This window comes from Pandoraea morbifera (assembly GCF_902459575.1).
GTDB classification, from domain to species: domain Bacteria; phylum Pseudomonadota; class Gammaproteobacteria; order Burkholderiales; family Burkholderiaceae; genus Pandoraea; species Pandoraea morbifera.
In genome coordinates, this window is record NZ_CABPSD010000003.1 from 75340 (window position 1) to 92851 (window position 17512).

16 protein-coding genes are annotated in these 17512 nt (G+C 65.7%); 7 read left to right on the plus strand and 9 right to left on the minus strand.

The features are described from left to right. The first annotated feature begins 153 nt into the window (after positions 1-153). The 4 genes from PMO31116_RS06460 to PMO31116_RS06475 are packed head-to-tail and all read left to right on the plus strand — an operon-like array spanning position 154 to position 3667. Positions 154-2283, plus strand: coding sequence for a secretin N-terminal domain-containing protein (locus tag PMO31116_RS06460; RefSeq protein WP_150566012.1), 2130 nt, complete (start codon positions 154-156; stop codon positions 2281-2283). 41 nt (positions 2284-2324) lie between these two features. After that, entirely contained in the window at positions 2325-2792 is a 468-nt protein-coding gene (locus tag PMO31116_RS06465; protein WP_150566013.1) for a type II secretion system protein, read from the plus strand. Then, entirely contained in the window at positions 2767-3177 is a 411-nt protein-coding gene (locus PMO31116_RS06470; protein ID WP_150566014.1) for a type II secretion system protein, read from the plus strand. Before PMO31116_RS06465 ends, PMO31116_RS06470 begins: the two co-directional genes overlap by 26 nt. Beyond that, complete coding sequence (locus tag PMO31116_RS06475) at positions 3164-3667, plus strand: type II secretion system protein (RefSeq protein WP_217424724.1); 504 nt, start codon at positions 3164-3166, stop codon at positions 3665-3667. Before PMO31116_RS06470 ends, PMO31116_RS06475 begins: the two co-directional genes overlap by 14 nt. Before the next feature lie 97 nt (positions 3668-3764). Here PMO31116_RS06475 and glmS read toward each other — a convergent pair whose 3' ends face one another. The 5 genes from glmS to PMO31116_RS06500 form a co-directional block, all read right to left on the minus strand. Then, positions 3765-5594, minus strand: coding sequence for a glutamine--fructose-6-phosphate transaminase (isomerizing) (gene glmS, locus PMO31116_RS06480; protein WP_150566015.1), 1830 nt, complete (start codon positions 5592-5594; stop codon positions 3765-3767). Positions 5595-5711: 117 nt separating this feature from the next. Then, positions 5712-7073, minus strand: a complete 1362-nt coding sequence (gene glmU, locus PMO31116_RS06485) for a bifunctional UDP-N-acetylglucosamine diphosphorylase/glucosamine-1-phosphate N-acetyltransferase GlmU (RefSeq protein WP_150566016.1) — start codon at positions 7071-7073, stop codon at positions 5712-5714. A gap of 158 nt (positions 7074-7231) precedes the next feature. Beyond that, positions 7232-8176 (minus strand): tRNA 2-thiocytidine(32) synthetase TtcA, encoded by a 945-nt coding sequence (gene ttcA, locus PMO31116_RS06490; RefSeq protein ID WP_150566274.1) that lies wholly within the window; start codon positions 8174-8176, stop codon positions 7232-7234. Between the two features lie 13 nt (positions 8177-8189). After that, a complete protein-coding gene (locus tag PMO31116_RS06495) occupies positions 8190-8585 on the minus strand; it encodes a dihydroneopterin aldolase (RefSeq protein WP_150566017.1) in 396 nt (131 codons plus the stop codon). A gap of 21 nt (positions 8586-8606) precedes the next feature. Then, a complete protein-coding gene (locus tag PMO31116_RS06500) occupies positions 8607-9446 on the minus strand; it encodes an SDR family oxidoreductase (RefSeq protein ID WP_150566018.1) in 840 nt (279 codons plus the stop codon). Positions 9447-9703: 257 nt separating this feature from the next. On the opposite strand from PMO31116_RS06500, the gene PMO31116_RS06505 reads away from it, so the two are divergent. From PMO31116_RS06505 to PMO31116_RS06515, 3 genes are all read left to right on the plus strand, one after another. Beyond that, positions 9704-10918, plus strand: a complete 1215-nt coding sequence (locus PMO31116_RS06505; protein WP_150566019.1) for a class I SAM-dependent methyltransferase — start codon at positions 9704-9706, stop codon at positions 10916-10918. Positions 10919-10969: 51 nt separating this feature from the next. Continuing rightward, on the plus strand, positions 10970-11164 hold the full coding sequence (locus PMO31116_RS06510) for a DUF2905 domain-containing protein (protein WP_023872838.1): 195 nt from the start codon (positions 10970-10972) through the stop codon (positions 11162-11164). Between the two features lie 287 nt (positions 11165-11451). Then, positions 11452-12357, plus strand: coding sequence for a glutamate/aspartate ABC transporter substrate-binding protein (locus PMO31116_RS06515; RefSeq protein ID WP_425494774.1), 906 nt, complete (start codon positions 11452-11454; stop codon positions 12355-12357). A 91-nt stretch (positions 12358-12448) separates the two neighbouring features. Here the strand turns inward: PMO31116_RS06515 and PMO31116_RS06520 are convergent, their stop codons facing one another. Genes PMO31116_RS06520 through PMO31116_RS06535 form a run of 4 tightly spaced genes read right to left on the minus strand, consistent with a single transcriptional unit; the run spans position 12449 to position 17405 of the window. Then, on the minus strand, positions 12449-13699 hold the full coding sequence (locus tag PMO31116_RS06520) for a multifunctional CCA addition/repair protein (protein ID WP_150566020.1): 1251 nt from the start codon (positions 13697-13699) through the stop codon (positions 12449-12451). After that, positions 13696-14340 carry a glutathione S-transferase family protein gene (locus PMO31116_RS06525; protein WP_150566021.1) on the minus strand — a complete coding sequence of 215 codons (645 nt, stop codon included), beginning with the start codon at positions 14338-14340 and terminating at the stop codon, positions 13696-13698. Before PMO31116_RS06525 ends, PMO31116_RS06520 begins: the two co-directional genes overlap by 4 nt. A 56-nt stretch (positions 14341-14396) precedes the next feature. Continuing rightward, positions 14397-15347 (minus strand): complex I NDUFA9 subunit family protein, encoded by a 951-nt coding sequence (locus PMO31116_RS06530; RefSeq protein ID WP_150566022.1) that lies wholly within the window; start codon positions 15345-15347, stop codon positions 14397-14399. 51 nt (positions 15348-15398) lie between these two features. Continuing rightward, positions 15399-17405, minus strand: a complete 2007-nt coding sequence (locus PMO31116_RS06535; RefSeq protein WP_150566023.1) for a lytic transglycosylase domain-containing protein — start codon at positions 17403-17405, stop codon at positions 15399-15401. Positions 17406-17512: the final 107 nt, after the last annotated feature.

Consider the following 17512-nt stretch of genomic DNA (forward strand, 5'->3'; position numbering starts at 1 on the left):
CGGGCCGCGTTGCGCCAGGCGACACATTTGACGGGGAGTATCGACTCGATCGCATCGACGCACAATCGCTGACCTACACACGCAAGACCAGAGCTCACCGCACCACCCTGCCGTTGCCAATGCCCAGGCGAGACCTCGCCGGAGCGGAACCCGATGTTCGCCGCAACAGGTAGTCCGAACGGCGCGCGGTGTCGGCCCGCGACCCGATGGCTCGCGCGACTCGGCGTGCTTTGCCTGTTCCCGGTGCTCGGGGCCTGCGCCGTGCCGAATGCGTTGTCCGAAAGCGACGTCGACGTTCGCAAGGGCGATCTCGCCGGCGCCGTCACGCGGCTTGCCGAACATGTGCGCGACGACCCACAGAGCATCGCACTGCGAACACGCTATCTGCTCTTACGCGAGCAACTCACGGCGCAATATCTGCGCAACGCGGGCGACGCCCTCACGCGTGGCGACGATACCGAGGCGCGGCACTGGCTGACGCAAACGCTGCGCTTCGACGCGGCCAATCAGGCGGCGGCGCAATGGCTCGACCGGCTGCGGATGCGCGACCGCCTTCGCGGGTCATTGGCGGATGCGCAAGGCATGGCATCGAGCGATCCGCGCGCGGCGCTGCGCATCGTGTCTCGCGTGCTGCGTCAACAGCCCGACTGGGGGGAAGCCACCGCGCTGGCGGACCGGCTTCGCAGCGCCCTCGACAGCGCACCGTCGCCCGCATCGACGTCGGCCGCCGTATTGCGCAAGCCAGTCTCGCTCCATATCAAATCGCGTCCAGTGCCTGAGATCCTCGAGATGATTTCGCAAGTCACCGGCATCAACTTCGTGCTGGACGGCGACCTCGATCGCGCAGCGCGCGCGAGCCTCGACGCGACACAAACCACGGCCGGGGACGTCGTCGACCTGTTGCTCTCGACGAACGGTCTGGAAAAGCAGTTTCTCAATGCCAACACCCTGCTGATTTTCCCTGCGACCGCCGAGAAGCTCGCCCAGCACCGTTCACTCGCGGTGCAAACATTTTTCCTCAGCTATGCCGATGTCAAGAAGGCCGCCGCGCAGGTCAGGCAGCTCATGCGGGCGCGCAACCTGTTCGTGGATGAGCGTCTTGGCGCGATCACCGTGCGCGACAGCGCCGAGGCGCTCGACGCGATCGCCCGCATGATCGACGTCATCGACCTGCCAACCTCCGAGGTGACGCTCGATGTGCAGGTGCTCGAAGTCTCCAACGATGGGCTGCTCGATCTCGGCGTCCGTTATCCGGAAAGCGTATCGCTGCACTTTGCCGACGCCGTCCGGGATGCCGGCGGCGGCGTCGCGCTGAGCCGGCTTGGGCGACTGAGCGGCGACGCCGTCGATCTCGACGTTGCGTCGCCACTGGCGCGCCTGAATCTGCTGCAGGAGACGAACAAGGCGCAGATCCTGGCCAATCCGCGAATCCGGGTGCGCAATCGCGAGAAAGCGACGATCAGCATTGGCGAACGCGTGCCCGTCGTGAGCACGACCAACCTGAACGGCGCGGTCACGGAGTCGCTGACGTATCAGGACGTCGGCCTGAAACTGGACGTGGAACCGAGCATCAGCCTGAACGACGAAATCGTGATCAAGGTCGCGCTGGATGTGAGCAACATCACGCGGCAGGTGCAGACGAAGACCGGGCTCATCGCCTACAACCTGAGCGCGCGTACCGCGAAAACCACGCTGTCCGCCCGCAACAACGAGACGCAGGTGCTTGCCGGACTGATCAACCGCGAGGCACGAGAGAAGATGTCCGGCATTCCCGGACTGAGCCAGATGCCGCTACTGGGTCGGCTTTTCGGATCGCGATCCGAGGATCATGCGAAGACGGAGGTGGTGCTGCTCATCACCCCGCACGTCGAGCGCAGTCTGGCCGTGCCGGCGTCTCGCGTGAGCCGCTTCGAGAGCGGCACGGAGCAACACCCGGGCGACACGCTGCGACTCGGCCCAACGACGCACATGGTGATTTCCAACGCACCGTCGGGCGCGGCGGTTTCATCCGGGCGCCCGTCGGGCATCGCGCCGCCTGACGTGGCGGCGGATGCGCTGTCGGATGCCTTTCCCTCCCGCTCGTCATCGCACACCTGGCGGCAGATGCCGGCGGCGTCCTCGTCGGGCGGGTCGGAGCCCGCGCGGTCCCCACGGGAGTCATCGCCAGAATCGGCCGCGCAGTACCCCGCCGACAGCGGCTTTCCGTCGTCGCCCGAAGATCGCGACGACCCGCCACGCGTTTTCGGGGGAAAGGTCGTCGGCCCCAAGGTGGACGACAAGTGATCGGCCGTCGTCGACACGCGCGAAGCGCGTCGCCTGCCCGGATGTCGGGCTTCACGTTGATTGAATTGAGCGTGACGCTGGCGTTGCTGGCATTGCTCGCGAGCGCGGCCGCTCCGTTGACGCAGATGGTCCGGCGCCGCAGCGAGGAAATCGAACTGCGGCGGGCGCTGCGCGACATTCGTCACGCCATCGACGCGTACTACGACGCGGCACAGAAGGGGGAGGTGGCGCGCGGGAGCGACGAGAGCGGCTACCCACCGAATCTCGCGTCGCTCATCGACGGCGTGCGCGACGCACGCGATCCGAGCGGGACGCGCAGGCGCTATTTCCTGCGGCGGCTGCCGCGCGACCCGATGTGTCACTGCGCAGAGCGGGACGCCGCGTCGTCGTGGCGATCGCGCAGCTACGACAGCCCGCCCGATGCGCCGGCCGAAGGGGCCGACGTGTTCGATGTCTACTCCTCCAGCGACGACGAGGCACTCGATGGTACGTTCTATCGCGACTGGTAAGCCGGAACCCCGGGCAGGCGCTCGGCTGAGTTGCGGATTCACGTTGATCGAGCTGCTGGTGGTGCTCGCCATCGTGGCGCTGCTGCTCTCCATCGCCGCGCCGCGCTACTTCCGACAGTACGACAAGGCACGCGAGACCGTGTTGCGGCACAACCTGGAGGCACTTCGTCAGGCGCTCGACGACTATCGCGACGACCGGGGCGAATCGCCGGCGACGCTCGACGTGCTGGTCACGTCGCACTATCTCAAGACATTGCCGCTCGATCCGGTGACCGGGCGCAACGACACGTGGCGGCTTGCACCGGGCGATGACCGGCGTCCGGCCGACGTCCACAGTGGCGCGACGGGGCGGGCGCTCGACGGGAGCACCTATGCGTCCTGGTAATGCTGGCGAGCGGGCCGTCCGGTCACGATGTCCGCGAGCCTGCGCGACGCACCGGGGCAGCGTCTATTTCGGCATGATCGTGGCGGTGACGATCGTCGGCGTTCTGCTCATGCAGATGTCGACGTTGTGGTCGGTGCAGCGGCGACGCGAGCGCGAAGCGGACTTGCTGGCGAAGGGCGACGAGATCCGGCGCGCCATTGCGCGTTACCACGCGTCGGGGCCGGCGCCGGGGCGCTATCCGAGGTCGCTCGACGATCTGGTGCTGGACACCCGGCTCGCACGCCCGGCCCATCACCTTCGACGCGCCTACGCCGATCCGATGACCGGTGCCGGCTGGAATACCGTTCGCGCCCCTGACGGGGGCATAAGGGGCGTCTTCAGCGGCGCGAAGGGCAAGCCGCTCAGACAGACCGGATTCGACGAAGCCGACGGGACATTCGCCGGGCAGGACAGCTACGCGGGATGGGTGTTCCTGTACACGCCACGCTAGCCCGATGCATGCCCAGTCGCATGAAAAAGGCCGGCTCGCGATCCGCGCAGCCGGCCCGGGATGCACCGAGGTCTCTGGTACGTCAGACGCCTCGCCGTTATTCCACCGTCACCGACTTCGCCAGATTTCGCGGCTTGTCGACATCGGTACCGCGGGCGCAGGCGGTGTGATATGCCAGCAGTTGCAGCGGCACGACGTGCAGGATCGGCGACAGTTGGCCGTAATGCTCCGGCATGCGAATCACGTGGATGCCCTCGGCATTCGAGATCTCCGTATCCGAATCGGCGAAGACGTACAACTGACCGCCGCGCGCCCGCACTTCCTGCATGTTCGACTTCAGCTTTTCGACCAGTGCGTCGCGCGGAGCCACCGTGACCACCGGCATCTCCTCGGTCACCAGTGCCAGCGGCCCGTGCTTCAGCTCGCCCGCCGGATAGGCCTCGGCGTGGATGTACGAGATCTCCTTGAGCTTAAGCGCACCTTCGAGCGCGATCGGGTAATGCAGGCCGCGTCCGAGGAACAGCGCGTTCTCGCGGCGAGCAAATTCCTCCGCCCACGCAATGATCTGCGGCTCCAGCGCCAGCACGCTGTGCAGCGCCGCCGGCAGGTGACGCAACTGCGTCAGATAATCGGCCTCCTGCGCCGCCGTCAGACGACCGCGCAGCTTCGCCAACGTCAGCGTGAGCAGGAAGAGCGCCGTGAGCTGCGTCGTGAACGCCTTCGTCGACGCCACGCCGATTTCCGTGCCCGCGCGCGTGAGGTAATGCAGGGCCGTCTGGCGCACCATCGCGCTGGTGCCCACGTTGCAGATCGCCAGCGTATGCGTCATGCCCAGCGATTGCGCATGCTGCAGCGCCGCCATCGTGTCGGCCGTCTCACCCGACTGCGAAATCGTCACGACCAGTGTCTTCGGATTCGGCACGCTGTCGCGATAGCGATACTCGCTCGCCACTTCCACCTGCGTCGGAATCTGCGCCAGCGACTCCAACCAGTATTTGGCGGTCATGCCCGAGTAGTAACTCGTGCCGCACGCCAGAATCAGGATCGAATCGACGTTGCTCAAGACGTCTTGCGCGTTCTCGCCGAACAACGTCGGCGAAATGCCCTCGACACCTTCCATCGTGTCGCCGATCGCGCGCGGCTGTTCGAAGATTTCCTTCTGCATGTAGTGGCGATACGGACCCAGCTCGACCGCGCCCGTATAAGCCTGCACCGTGCGCACCTCGCGCTCGACGGCCCCATCGTTGCGATCCACGATCTTCACGCCATCGAGCGTGAGTTCGACGATATCGCCCTCTTCCAGATAGATGAACTGGTCCGTCGTGCCCGCCAGCGCCAGCGCGTCCGAAGCCAGGAAGTTCTCGCCCTCGCCCACCCCGACCACCAGCGGCGATCCGGCGCGCGTACCCACCACCCGATGCGGCTCCTGCTTGCGGAACACGGCAATCGCGTAAGCGCCGTGCAAACGACGCGTCGCCAGACGCACCGCGTGGAACAGATCGCCCGCCGCCCCGTTCGACAGCATGTGATGGACGAGGTGAGCGATGACCTCCGTGTCGGTCTGCGACACGAACGTGTAACCCAGGCCGCGCAGCTCGTCGCGCAGGCTCTCGTGGTTCTCGATGATGCCGTTGTGAACCAACGCCACCTCGTCGCGCGAGAAGATCGGATGCGCGTTGTCGGTGACCGGTGCACCGTGCGTCGCCCAGCGCGTATGCGCAATGCCGGTCTCGCCGGCCAGATGCGTCTGTGCAAGCTGCTCGTCGAGATCGGCCACACGCGAGACGCTACGCGCGCGCTGCGGCACGCCGTCCTTCAGGACCGCCACGCCACACGAGTCATAGCCGCGGTACTCCAGCCGGCGCAGGCCCTCGACCAATACCGGTACTACATTACGTCGCGCTACCGCACCGACAATGCCGCACATATTCCTTCCCTTTACGCCAGAATTCCTGGCTCTTTCGATTGGATTCGATCGGATTTGACTCGCCCGGTGTGCACCGTGCGCCCTGGCACACCGCACACCGGTCCATGACCGAGGATTTTACTGCTTCTGCTTGCGCGGGCGAACGTACCCGGCCTTCGCTTCCTGCGTCTTGCCGTTGAGCACCAGCGCGTCTTCCGGCGTGTCCTTCCAAACGGTCGTGCCCGCCGCGATGGTGGTCCCCCGACGGACCGTCACCGGTGCCACGAGTTGGGTGTCCGATCCGATGAACACGTCGTCTTCAATGACGGTGCGGTGCTTGTTCGCACCGTCGTAGTTGCACGTAATGGTGCCCGCCCCGATATTCACGCGCGTGCCGACGGTCGAGTCGCCCACGTAGGCCAGATGGTTCGCCTTAGAACCCTTGCCGAGCGACGCATTCTTCACTTCGACGAAATTGCCGATGTGCACTTCGTCGGCCAGTTCCGCCCCCGGACGCAGTCGCGCATAGGGGCCGATGTGCGCGTCGGCACCGACCACCGCGCCGTCGAGATGGCTGAACGCTTCGATATGCGTGCCGGCACCGATGACACTGTTGCGAATCACGCAGTTCGGGCCGATGGTCGCGCCGTCGCCGATCGTCACCTTGCCTTCGAAGACGCAGTTCACGTCGATGGTGACATCGGTGCCGCACACGACCTCACCACGCATGTCGAAACGCGACGGGTCGATCAGGGTCACCCCCGCGGCAAGCAGGGCCCCGGCCGCATTACGCTGATAGTCGCGCTCCAGCTCGGCCAGTTGCGCCTTGTCGTTCACGCCGTTGGGCTCCCATGCAAACGCGGGCTGTGTGGTCACCACCGGCACGCCGTCGGCCACCGCACAGGCAATCACGTCCGTGAGGTAGTACTCGCCCTGCGCATTCTGGTTCTTCAGCCCGCCCAGCCAGCCCTTGAGCGCTCGCGTGGGCGCCACCACGATGCCGGTATTGATTTCGCGAATGGCGAGTTCGGCCTCGTTGGCGTCCTTCTGCTCGACGATGCGCAGCACGTTGCCCGCGCCGTCGCGCACGATACGACCGTAGCCGGTCGGGTTGTCGAGGTCGACCGTCAGTACGCCCAGCTTGTCGCCGCCCGCCGCGTCGAGCAGTGCTCGCAGCGTTTCGGTGCGCGTGAGCGGCACGTCGCCATAGAGCACGAGCGTGGGCACCGATTCGTCGAGCAACGGTGCCGCCTGCTGAACGGCGTGGCCCGTGCCCAGTTGCTGGGCCTGCTCGGCGAACAGCACGCCGTCGCCGGCCACGGCTTCGCGAACGGCCTCGCCACCATGCCCGATCACGACGATGAGCTTGCCAGGGGCGAGCGTGCGAGCGGTCGCAATCACGTGCGACAGGAGTGGCCGGCCGGCCAGGGGCTGCAATACCTTGGGCAGCTTCGAGCGCATGCGCTTACCCATGCCGGCGGCGAGAATCACAATATTCATGGCGTCGTGACGATCAGAAAGTGAAATGCGGGTGTCGGAATTGGGCGACGCCGGGAAATCCGGCGGGCCGCGTCGTGTCGTGTCGTGTCATATGCCGCGTCGGTCGATGCACCGCGGCCGGCCACAAAACCCGCCGCGCGCCGCCCGTACGAGGCCAGTCAATCGTCGAACTGCGCGATACGGATGATGCCGGCGTCGCTCTCGTCGCCGCAAGGGGCCTCATCGAACGCAATGTCGCCGAGCGGGTCGGGCTGGCCCGTGGCGCGCAGGTTTTTGAAGTCGTGAAGATTCGTGTCCATCAAATGCGACGGAATCACGTTCGACAGGGCACTGAAGATCGATTTGATGCGCCCCGGATGCTGCTTCTCCCACTGGCGAATCAGCGCCTTCATCTCCGCGCGCTTCAGGTTCGGTTGGCTGCCGCAAAGCGTGCACGGAATGATCGGGAACTGCTTGTATTCGGCGTAGCGCTCCAGATCCGATTCGCGCACATACGCGAGCGGCCGGATCACCACGTTCTTGCCGTCGTCCGACTGCAGCTTGGGCGGCATGCCCTTGAGCTTGCCCCCGTAGAACAGGTTCAGGAAAACCGTCTCGATGATGTCGTCGCGATGATGGCCGAGCGCGATCTTGGTCGCGCCCAGCTCGCCCGCCACGCGGTACAGAATGCCGCGACGCAGACGCGAGCAAAGCGAGCACGTCGTCTTGCCCTCGGGCACCACGCGCTTGACGATCGAATACGTGTCCTGGTTCTCGATATGGAAATCCACGCCGATCGCGCGGAAGTAATCGGGCAGGACATGCTCGGGAAAGCCGGGCTGCTTCTGATCGAGATTGACCGCGACGATCGAGAAGTCGATCGGGGCGCGCTCGCGCAGCTTGAGCAGAATGTCGAGCATGGCGTAGCTGTCCTTGCCACCGGACATGCACACCATCACGCGATCGCCGTGCTCGATCATGTTGTAGTCGCCGATGGCCTGCCCCGTCAGACGGAACAGGCGCTTTTCGAGCTTGTTGTTTTCAAACGCGAGCTTCTGCGCTTTCTTCACGCTGTCGGCGGCAACGCCGCCGGTCGCGGCCAGCGGCGCACCGGTCTCGGGCATCACGGCACTCATGTCAGGCATCCTTCATCTTGAACACTTCGATGCCCACCGAGTGGCAATCGGGATAAACGTCGGGCTTCTCGGTCGACACGCCCACGGCCCGCACGCGCGGATGTGCCAGCAGCGCAGCCGCAACGTCGTCGCAAAGCGTTTCCTGCAAGTGGATGTGACCCTGCCCCACGCGCCTGGCAATGGTCTCGCGCATGAAGTCGTAGTCCACCACTTCTTCAAGTTTGTCCGCCACCGGGGTGCTGTCCGCGAGCGGCACGAACAGCTGCACGTTGATCAGCACGCGCTGCTCGCCACGCTTTTCGTAATCGTGCACGCCGATGTTGATGAACACTTCGTAGTCGCGCAGGAACATGCGACGGCAGTCCATCAGGCGAGGGTGGGAAAGAGCGCTATGCATTTTGAAAACTCATAATGACAATCAACGAGACCGGTCGGCGTCGGCCGGCTCGGTCAGAAATTTCACGTCGCGCGACGAACTCGCGAGGTGTTGCCCCCCGTCGACATACAGCACCGTGCCGGTCACGGCGGGCGCTTCGGCCAGGTAAGCCACGGCCTGTGCGATGTCTTCAGGCGTCGACGAGGCGCCCAGCGGCGTGGACGCGTGCGCGGCCGCAAAGCCCGCGGGCGTCTGGTCGACGGACAGCAACGTCACTCCCGGGGCCACGCCGACCACGCGCAGCCGCGGTGCGAAAGCCTGGGCCAGCAAGGTCGTCGCCACATCCAGCGCCGCCTTTGACAACGTGTACGACAGGTAATCGGGGTTCGGATTCGCCAGCTTCTGATCGAGCAGATTGACGACGACACCGCGCCCCGTCTCGCCCAGCGCCGCGTGCATCTCGCGCGCCAGCACGAGCGGTGCGCCCGCGTTCACGCGCATGTGGCGCTCGAGCGCCTGATAGCCGAAATCGCTCGCGCTATCGTACTCGAAGCGCGACGCGTTGTTGACCAGACAGCCAGGCACCCCCAGCGCGTCGGCGCATTGCGCGATCAGGCCGACCGTTGCCGCTTCGTCGGCCAGCGACGCTTGCAGCGCCACCGCGCGGCGTCCCAGCGACTCGATGGCCGCCACGGTCTCGAGCGCGTCGTCGCGCGAGCGCTCGTAATGCACGGCCACGTCCCAGCCCGCGCCGGCCAGGCGCAGTGCGATCGCGCGCCCGATGCGGCGCGCGCCGCCCGTCACCAACGCCACGCGCGGCACGACGGGCGTGGCGGCGGGGTCACGGGCGGGCGTGGAGCGTGGCGTCGATGCAACGGTCATGCGGCGAACTCCTGTCTATGAACGAGTGTGTGGGCGTGGGCGGCGCGGCGATTCGCTCGCGTCCATGCGAGACGTCGGACGGTGCGCATGCTGCCAAGCGAATGCCAATGGCGGTCGGAGGCGGCAGAAATTGGCGAATTACACGCGAAATCGGCCAAAATTCGACGAAAACCCTCTCAAATCAAGGCGATTCCGAGCTTCTGCCGTCCCTATCGTCCAAAGCAGCCAGCCGGCACCGTCTCCGTTACAATGCCCGCATGAATCAGGCCGCACCGAAACCCCATAGTTTACCTGTTCCGGAGGCAGACGCGCTCGAACACTCGCGTCGCCTCACGGCTCACCTCGCCGATGCCATCGACGCCGCCGGCGGCTGGTTGCCGTTCGATCGCTTCATGGAACAGGCCCTCTACGCGCCGGGCCTCGGCTATTACGCCGCCGGCGCCGCGAAGTTCGGCCGGCTGGCTGCCGACGGCAGCGACTTCGTCACCGCACCGGAACTCACTCCGCTGTTCGCCGGCACGCTGGCGCGCCAGCTCGGCGAGATCTTCGAACAGACGGGCGACGCCGGAGTACTGGAATTCGGCGCCGGATCCGGACGCCTCGCAGCCGACCTGTTGCTCGCACTCGAGGCGCAGGGCACGCCGTGCGAACACTACGCCATCATGGAGCTCTCCGGCGAATTGCGCGCCCGCCAGCGCGACACCATCGCGGGCGCGGCGCCGCATCTGCTCGATCGCGTCACCTGGCTCGACCGTCTGCCCGACGCCTTCCACGGCGTAATGCTTGGCAACGAGGTGCTCGACGCCATGCCCGTACGCTTGTGGGCGCGACGTCCGGACGAGACCGGGCACCCGGCCTGGTTCGAGCGCGGCGTCGTGCGAACCGACAGCGGCTTCGCGTGGGAAGCCCGCCGCCATGCCGGTCCGCTGCCCGAGGCCCTGGCGTCGCTCGACAGCCTGCCCCCGACGCAGGAATACCTGACCGAAACGCACGAAGCCGGCGCGGCCTTCGTTCGCAGCGTGGCGCCGCTGCTGGCGCGCGGCGTGCTGCTGCTCATCGACTACGGCTTCCCTGCGCGCGAGTACTATCATCCGCAGCGCGCCCACGGCACGCTGATGTGCCACTACCGCCATCACGCCCACGACGATCCGTTCTATTTTCCGGGCCTGCAGGACATCACGGCGCACGTCGAGTTCTCGGGCATCGCCGATGCGGGCGTCGAGGCCGGTCTCGATCTGCTCGGCTTCACGTCGCAGGCGCGATTCCTGATGAACGCGGGCATCGTCGATCTGATGAGCGCGCTCGATCCGACCGATCCGAAGACCTTCCTGCCGGCAACGTCCGCCGCGCAGAAGCTGCTCTCGGAAGCGGAGATGGGCGAGCTCTTCAAGGTGATCGCCTTCGGACGCGGCATGGACGAGTGGGCCGGACTGCTCGGCTTCGCCACCGGCGACCGCAGCCACGCGCTCTGACGCCGCCTCACGCCCTTCCGCCCACCCACCCTGCCCCGAGGCCCCATGCCGATGTTTCGCTGGATGTTGACGATCTTCTTCGCGATCTGCATCCTCTCCGCCGCCTCGCCGTGGCTCGCCAAGCTCGGCATCGGCCGCTTGCCTGGCGATCTGCGCCTGCGCTGGCGCGGACGCGAGATGGTGTTTCCCTTCGCATCGACGGTCGTGCTCTCGCTCGTCTTCAACCTGCTGATCCGCTTGCTGTAACACTTTTCGGTGACACCTCCGGGGAGGGCGCAACACCTGTTGCATGTTGTGGCCGCGCTCCCCCTCCCCCATCCCCGATTGCCGAGCCCACCTCAAGATCGACGTCCATGTCGCCCATGTCCGTCCGGCGCGCCTTCGCGCGTCATTGAACGCGACGTGTCGACAACCCCCATGCCAGCGCTAGGGTTAACAATGATTTGATCGTTTGTTGCAAAAAAATTATTATGAAACAAATGATTCAATCATGAATCAGGGTGAGACCATTTCAGGAGCAGGACATGATGAAGATGCGATTGACCGGGGGAACGTTGGGTGCGGTGCTGGCCGTGACGATGTGTGTCGCGACGAGCGTGGCGCAGGCCCAGCCCGCATCGGAGACCTTGCAGAAGATCGAGAGCAGCGGGGTGATCTCGATCGGCCATCGCGAATCGTCGATTCCGTTCTCGTACTACGACAACAATCACAACGTCATCGGCTATTCACAGGACCTCTGCAACAAGATCGTCGAGGTGGTGAAGACGCGTCTGAAGAAGCCCGACCTACAAGTGCGCTTCATTCCCGTGACGTCCCAGAACCGCATCGCGCTCGTGCAGAATGGCACGGTGGACATCGAGTGCGGCGTGACGACGAACCTCAAGTCGCGTCAGGCGCAGGTGAATTTCTCGAACACGTTCTTCGTCGCGGGCACGCGCCTGCTGGTGAACAAGCAGTCCGGCATCAAGGACTTCCCGGATCTGGCTGGCAAGCCGGTGGTCACCAACGCGGGCACGACGTCGGAGCGCATCCTCAACAAGATGAACAACGACAAGAAGATGAACATGAGCGTCATCTCGGGCAAGGACTACGGCGAGTCGTTCACCATGCTCCAGGGCGGTCGTGTGCAGGCATTCATGATGGACGACGTGCTGCTCGCCGGCGCGCGCACCATGGGCCGCAATCCGGATGACTGGGTCGTTACGGGCACGCCGCAGTCGTTCGAGGCCTACGGCTTCATGATGAAGCACGGCGACACCGAGTTCAAAAAGCTCGTCGACGACACGCTCGCCGGCGTGATGAAGAGCGGCGAAATCAACACGATGTACAAGAAGTGGTTCGAATCGCCGGTGCCGCCGAAGCACATCAACTTCAACTTCCCGATGAGCGAGCAACTCAAGCAGCTCTACGCAAACCCGAACGACAAGGCGTTCGATTAAGCCGCCGGGGCGGAAGCCGTTCCATGACGCATGAAGCAGGCCGCCCCATGGGCGGCCTTTGCGTCGATCGGGAGCGCCGCGGCGCGGAAATTCACGCCGTCGGCTCTTGAAAGCCCGCCGCCTCGACGGCCTCGATGCGCGCGGCCTGCACCGCGTCGCGAATCCTTTGCGGACGATCGGCATACTGACGCGCCACGGCGCCCGCATCGATGCCACGCGCCGCAGCCAACGCCCCCATCAAACGCTCGCGCTGCGGATACGGCGCGCTGGCGAAATCTCCACCACGCCCCCGCGCATCGGCTTCGCAGGCCTGCAGCACTTCCAGGAAGCGCTCGGGCTTGCGCAGCGCATCGCAACGTTCCAGCAGGCGCACCAGCGCCGCCGCACCGAACTTTTGACTGGCGTGGATGTTGCCATGCTCGCGGGCCACGACCTGCGCCAGCTCGCGGCATTCGACCGGCACGCGCAAGCGCGCGCACAGCGGGCCGAGCAGACCGACACTGCGCCCCTCGTGGCCGAGGTGGCGCGGTAACACGTCCTCGGGGGTCGTGCCCTTGCCGAGATCGTGTGTGAGCGCCGCGAAGCGCACCGGCAGCGAATACCCCTGCGACGCCGCGTAGTCGAGCACCATCATCACGTGAACGCCGGTGTCGACTTCGGGATGGTAATCGGCGCGCTGCGGCACGCCCCACAACTGGTCCACTTCCGGCAGGATGCGCGAGAGCGCGCCAGCCTCGCGCAACACGTCGAACATGCGCGACGGCCGGTGCTCCATCAGGCCGCGCGAGAGTTCCTGCCACACCCGTTCGGCGACCAACGCGTCGACCTCGCCGTCGGCGGTCATGCGGCGCATCAGCGCCAGCGTCTCGTCCGCCACCGTGAAATCGGTGAAGCGCGCCGCGAAACGCGCGCAGCGCAGAATTCGAACCGGGTCTTCCGCGAAGGCCTCGCCGACGTGACGAAACTGTCGCGCATCGAGATCGCGCTTGCCGCCGTAGGGGTCGATCAGTTCGTCGGACAAGCCGCCGTCGGGCAACACCTCACGGGCCATCGCGTTGATGGTGAAATCGCGCCGCACCAGGTCTTCCTCAAGCGTGACCTCCGGCGCGAAGTAGAACGAAAAGCCATGGTAGCCGCGAGCGGTCTTGCGTTCGGTGCGCGCCAGCGCGTATTCGGCATGCGTCTGCGGATGGAGGAACACTGGAAAGTCGCGGCCGACCGGTTTGAAACCCTGACGCACCATCTCCTCGGGGGTGGCGCCTACCACGACGTAGTCGCGGTCCTTGACGGGCAACCCCAACATGGCGTCGCGAATCGCGCCGCCCACAGCATAAATCTTCATGGACGCACTTCGTAGAAAGTCACGGTCTGCGTCTCGGCCCGTCCGGCCGCCACCCATGCCTGCACCGCCGCCACCTCGCGAACGCGGTCGGCATACGCCTGCGCGTGCGCCGAGAGCTTGGGTTCGAACGTCGCAAAGCGCATCACGACGGGCGCATAGAACGCGTCGGCAATCGAGAAATCGCCGAACAGGAACGGCCCCTGGTAGCGCGCCAGGCAGTCCTCCCAGATGGCCTCCACGCGACGAACGTCGGCAAGCGCCTCGGGCGTGGCGCCGGCACCCGGCCAATGCGCCGCCACGTTCATCCACATGTTCGTGCGCAGCGCGGTAAAGCCGCTGTGCATCTCGGCACACACGCTGCGCGCATGCGCACGCGCTTCGCGGGACTTCGGCCAGAGGGGCAGGTGAAGGTAGCTTTCGGCGAGGTATTCGCAAATGGCCAGCGAGTCCCACACCGTGATGCCGTTGTCGATGAGACACGGCACCTTGCCCGTGGGCGAGTAACGCAGAATCTGCTCGCGCGAGTCCGGCTGTGCGAGCCACACGTTGCGCTCTTCGAACGCGATGTCGAAATGCTTGAGCAGCACCCACGGCCGCATGGACCACGACGAATAACGCTTGTTGGCGACGATCAGTTGCATGAGAACCTTCCTTGCGCGGGCCGCACGGGCCCGCTTCGATTGGCACGTGGCGGACGTCAGCGCCCGGCGTAACGCCGGTAATCGGAAAGACGCCGTTCCCAATTGTCGCCATCGAGGTAATCGACAGCGATTTCCAGGCCGTTCGGCGTGAGCCCCAGTTCGGGCGCGAGCGGTCCTGTCATGACATTGTCGACACGCATCGAGTCGAGATTGTCGCGCGTGATGATCGGCTCGCCCGGCAGCCTTTCGAAGAACGCCGCCTGCAGCCGCGCGGCGCCATCCGGCAGCGGCACCACCGGCCGCTCGCAGCCGCATGCCGCACCGGCGAATCGCACGAGCGCTTCGAGCGTGTAGACGTCCGGGCCGCCAAGTTCATAGGTCTTGCCGACGGTGGCGTCGTTGTCGATGGCCTCGGCGAACGCTTGTGCGACATCCATCACGAAGACCGGCTGGAAGCGCGCATGCGCACAGGCAAGCGGCACAATCGGCAGTCGGCGTTGCAGCTTTGCGAAGGTATTCAGGAAATGGTCGCCCGGACCGAACACGACCGAGGGACGAAAAATCGTGGCGGCAATCCCGGTCGAGCGAATCGCCGTCTCGCCATCGCCCTTGGAGCGCAGATACATGCTCGGGCCATTGGGGTCGGCGCCCAGCGCGCTCATGTGGATGAGGCGCCCGATACCCCGATCGCTGCATGCCTGCGCGATCTTGCGCGGCAGCTCCACGTGCGCGCGGGCGAAAGCGCGGCCATAGGGCGTGCCACGCTCGCCATGCAGAATACCCACGAGATTGATCACGACGTCACTGCCCGCGATCACGCGCTCGAGCGCCCGGGGGTCGTGCACGTCGCACTCGACGAGCTCGACGCCGGGCAGCACCCCAAGCGCCTTGGACGCTTCGACCCGACGCGTGGGCAGCCGTACGGCATGCCCCATCGTCACCAGCCGGGCCACCAGATGGCCACCGATGAATCCGGTGCCACCGACGACACAAACGTTATAGCGCATGCGCCACCTCCGTTTCATGACATCGGGCGCGTAAGTCCCGTCCCTGGTATCTCACTGGGGCAGGATGACGCCAAGCCGCTCCTTGAGCGATTGCGGACGCCCCGTGATGAGCGCCGAGTAATACGTGGTGTTGGACAACACGTTCTCGACGTAGGTACGCGTCTCGTTAAAGGGAATCGTCTCCGCGAAGATCGCGCCCTCGACCGGACGATCGAGCGTGGAACGCCACGTGCGCGGGCGCCCCGGTCCGGCGTTGTAGCCGGCCGATGCGAGCACGGCCGAGCCGTCGAACTTGTTGTAGATGTCCGAGAGATAGCTCGTGCCCAGCCGGATATTGGTGTCGATGTCGTGCATCATGCCCGGCGTGTAATCCATGCCGATCTGGCGGGCCACCATCTTGGCGGTGGCGGGCATGATCTGCATCAGACCGCCGGCGCCCGCCGACGAGCGTGCATTAATGATGAAGCGCGACTCCTGGCGAATCAGGCCGTAGGCCCACGCCTCGTCGAGATCGACGGCAGCGGCCAGCGGCTCGACCTTGGCACGGAACGGCATCAGGTAGCGCAACGTGAAATCGTGCTCCACCTTCGTGCGATCGGCCGTGTTGACGGCGCGGTCGAACAGCTCGATGTTGTTGGCGTACTGAGCGGCGGCGAGCAACTGACGGTCGGTCATGTTGCGCAACTCCCAGTTCCACTCGCGATTGCCTTCGAAGCGCAGACCGAGGTCGTAGAACTTGGCGGCACGAATGAAGCCGGGGTTCGAGCGGTTGGCGTCGATTTCCGCCTTGGTAACGGTCGTGCGCGGCGGCAACGCGGTCTTGTTGCCCAGTTCCTCGTTCGCCAGCTGACCATAGAAATTCGGTTGCATGGCGATCTTCTGGAACTGCGCACGTGCGGCGTCGCCCTGGCCGGCTTCGCGCAGCGCACGGCCGTACCAGTAGGTCCACACGCCGTCGTCGCGCAGCGATGCGGGCATCGCCTCGATGCCCGCGCGAACGAGGTTCCAGTCGCCGGCGCGCAGCGCGGCGCGGATCTTCCATTCCTGTGCCGTATTGGAGAGCTTGGCCGATCCGGCCTGACGGTACCAGTTGATCGCCATCGGATTCTGCGACAGCGCGCCGCGCATGCCGATCGCCCCCCACCCGATGGCACGCTCGTCGGCCGACAGGCTGCCGGCGATGCCGGAGAAGCTACTGGCAGCGAGCATGGCATCGGAGCGCGCCATGCGCACCGTGGCGAGCAGCGCCAGTTGTCGCGAAGTCTCCGTGCCGTCGATGCCGCGCGCGAGGATCTGCGCCGGGCGCGTGGCCGCCATGTCGAGCAGGGTGTCGTCCGGGCGCGTGGCGCCGAGGGCGTCGGCGATCTGCTTGCCCAGCGATGTGTAGTTTTCCTCGTACGCCAGACGGATCTGGTGCCAGACTTCCTTGCGCGGCAACTGACCGCTCGCGGCAAGCGTGTTGATCATGTCGACGCAACCCTCGCCGTAGTACTTCGGCGCGGTCAGCAGATCGATGGCGGCCTGCGTGACGTTCTCGCCGCGCGACGCCCGCGACATGAGCGCGTAACACTTGACCTGCGTGTCGTCGTCGAGCACGAACTTCGGATACTCGGCATCGAACGTCTGCCAGTCGTGACGCTTGCCGAGCACTAGCAGCCAGTCGTTGCGCATGCGATCGGCGATGGCCTGGCCGTCGTACGTGCGCAGGAAGGCCCGGACGTCGTCGTCCGGCGCATCGATGAGCGCCTTGCCCGACCGGTCGAACATGCGCGGCTTGATCTGGAAGTACTGGACGTACGACGGCACGTCGTAGTCCGTGAGCATGGCGGCAAGCGCGGTGGCGCGCGGCGCGTCGTTGCTGCGGGCGGCCTCACGCAGTTGCACGAAGATGTCGTCCGGCGAGCGCTGGGACAGGGTATCGGCCGAGGGCGCCGAGCGGCTGGCCGCCGCATGCGCCTTGGGACGTCCAGTCGCCTCGGTCGTGCTGCAGGCGACGAGCGCGGCTGCGGTCAGGACAAGCGCGGCGGCGCGATATACTCGGGTGAAACGTTCGGACATCTTCGTGGAGCGTCGGGTAAAAAGTGGATTCAAGCATAGCACGGGACCCCGCCCAAACGGCGGCCCAGACGTCTGAAAACGGGGCGCCGGCAGGCGCCGCGAAGGCC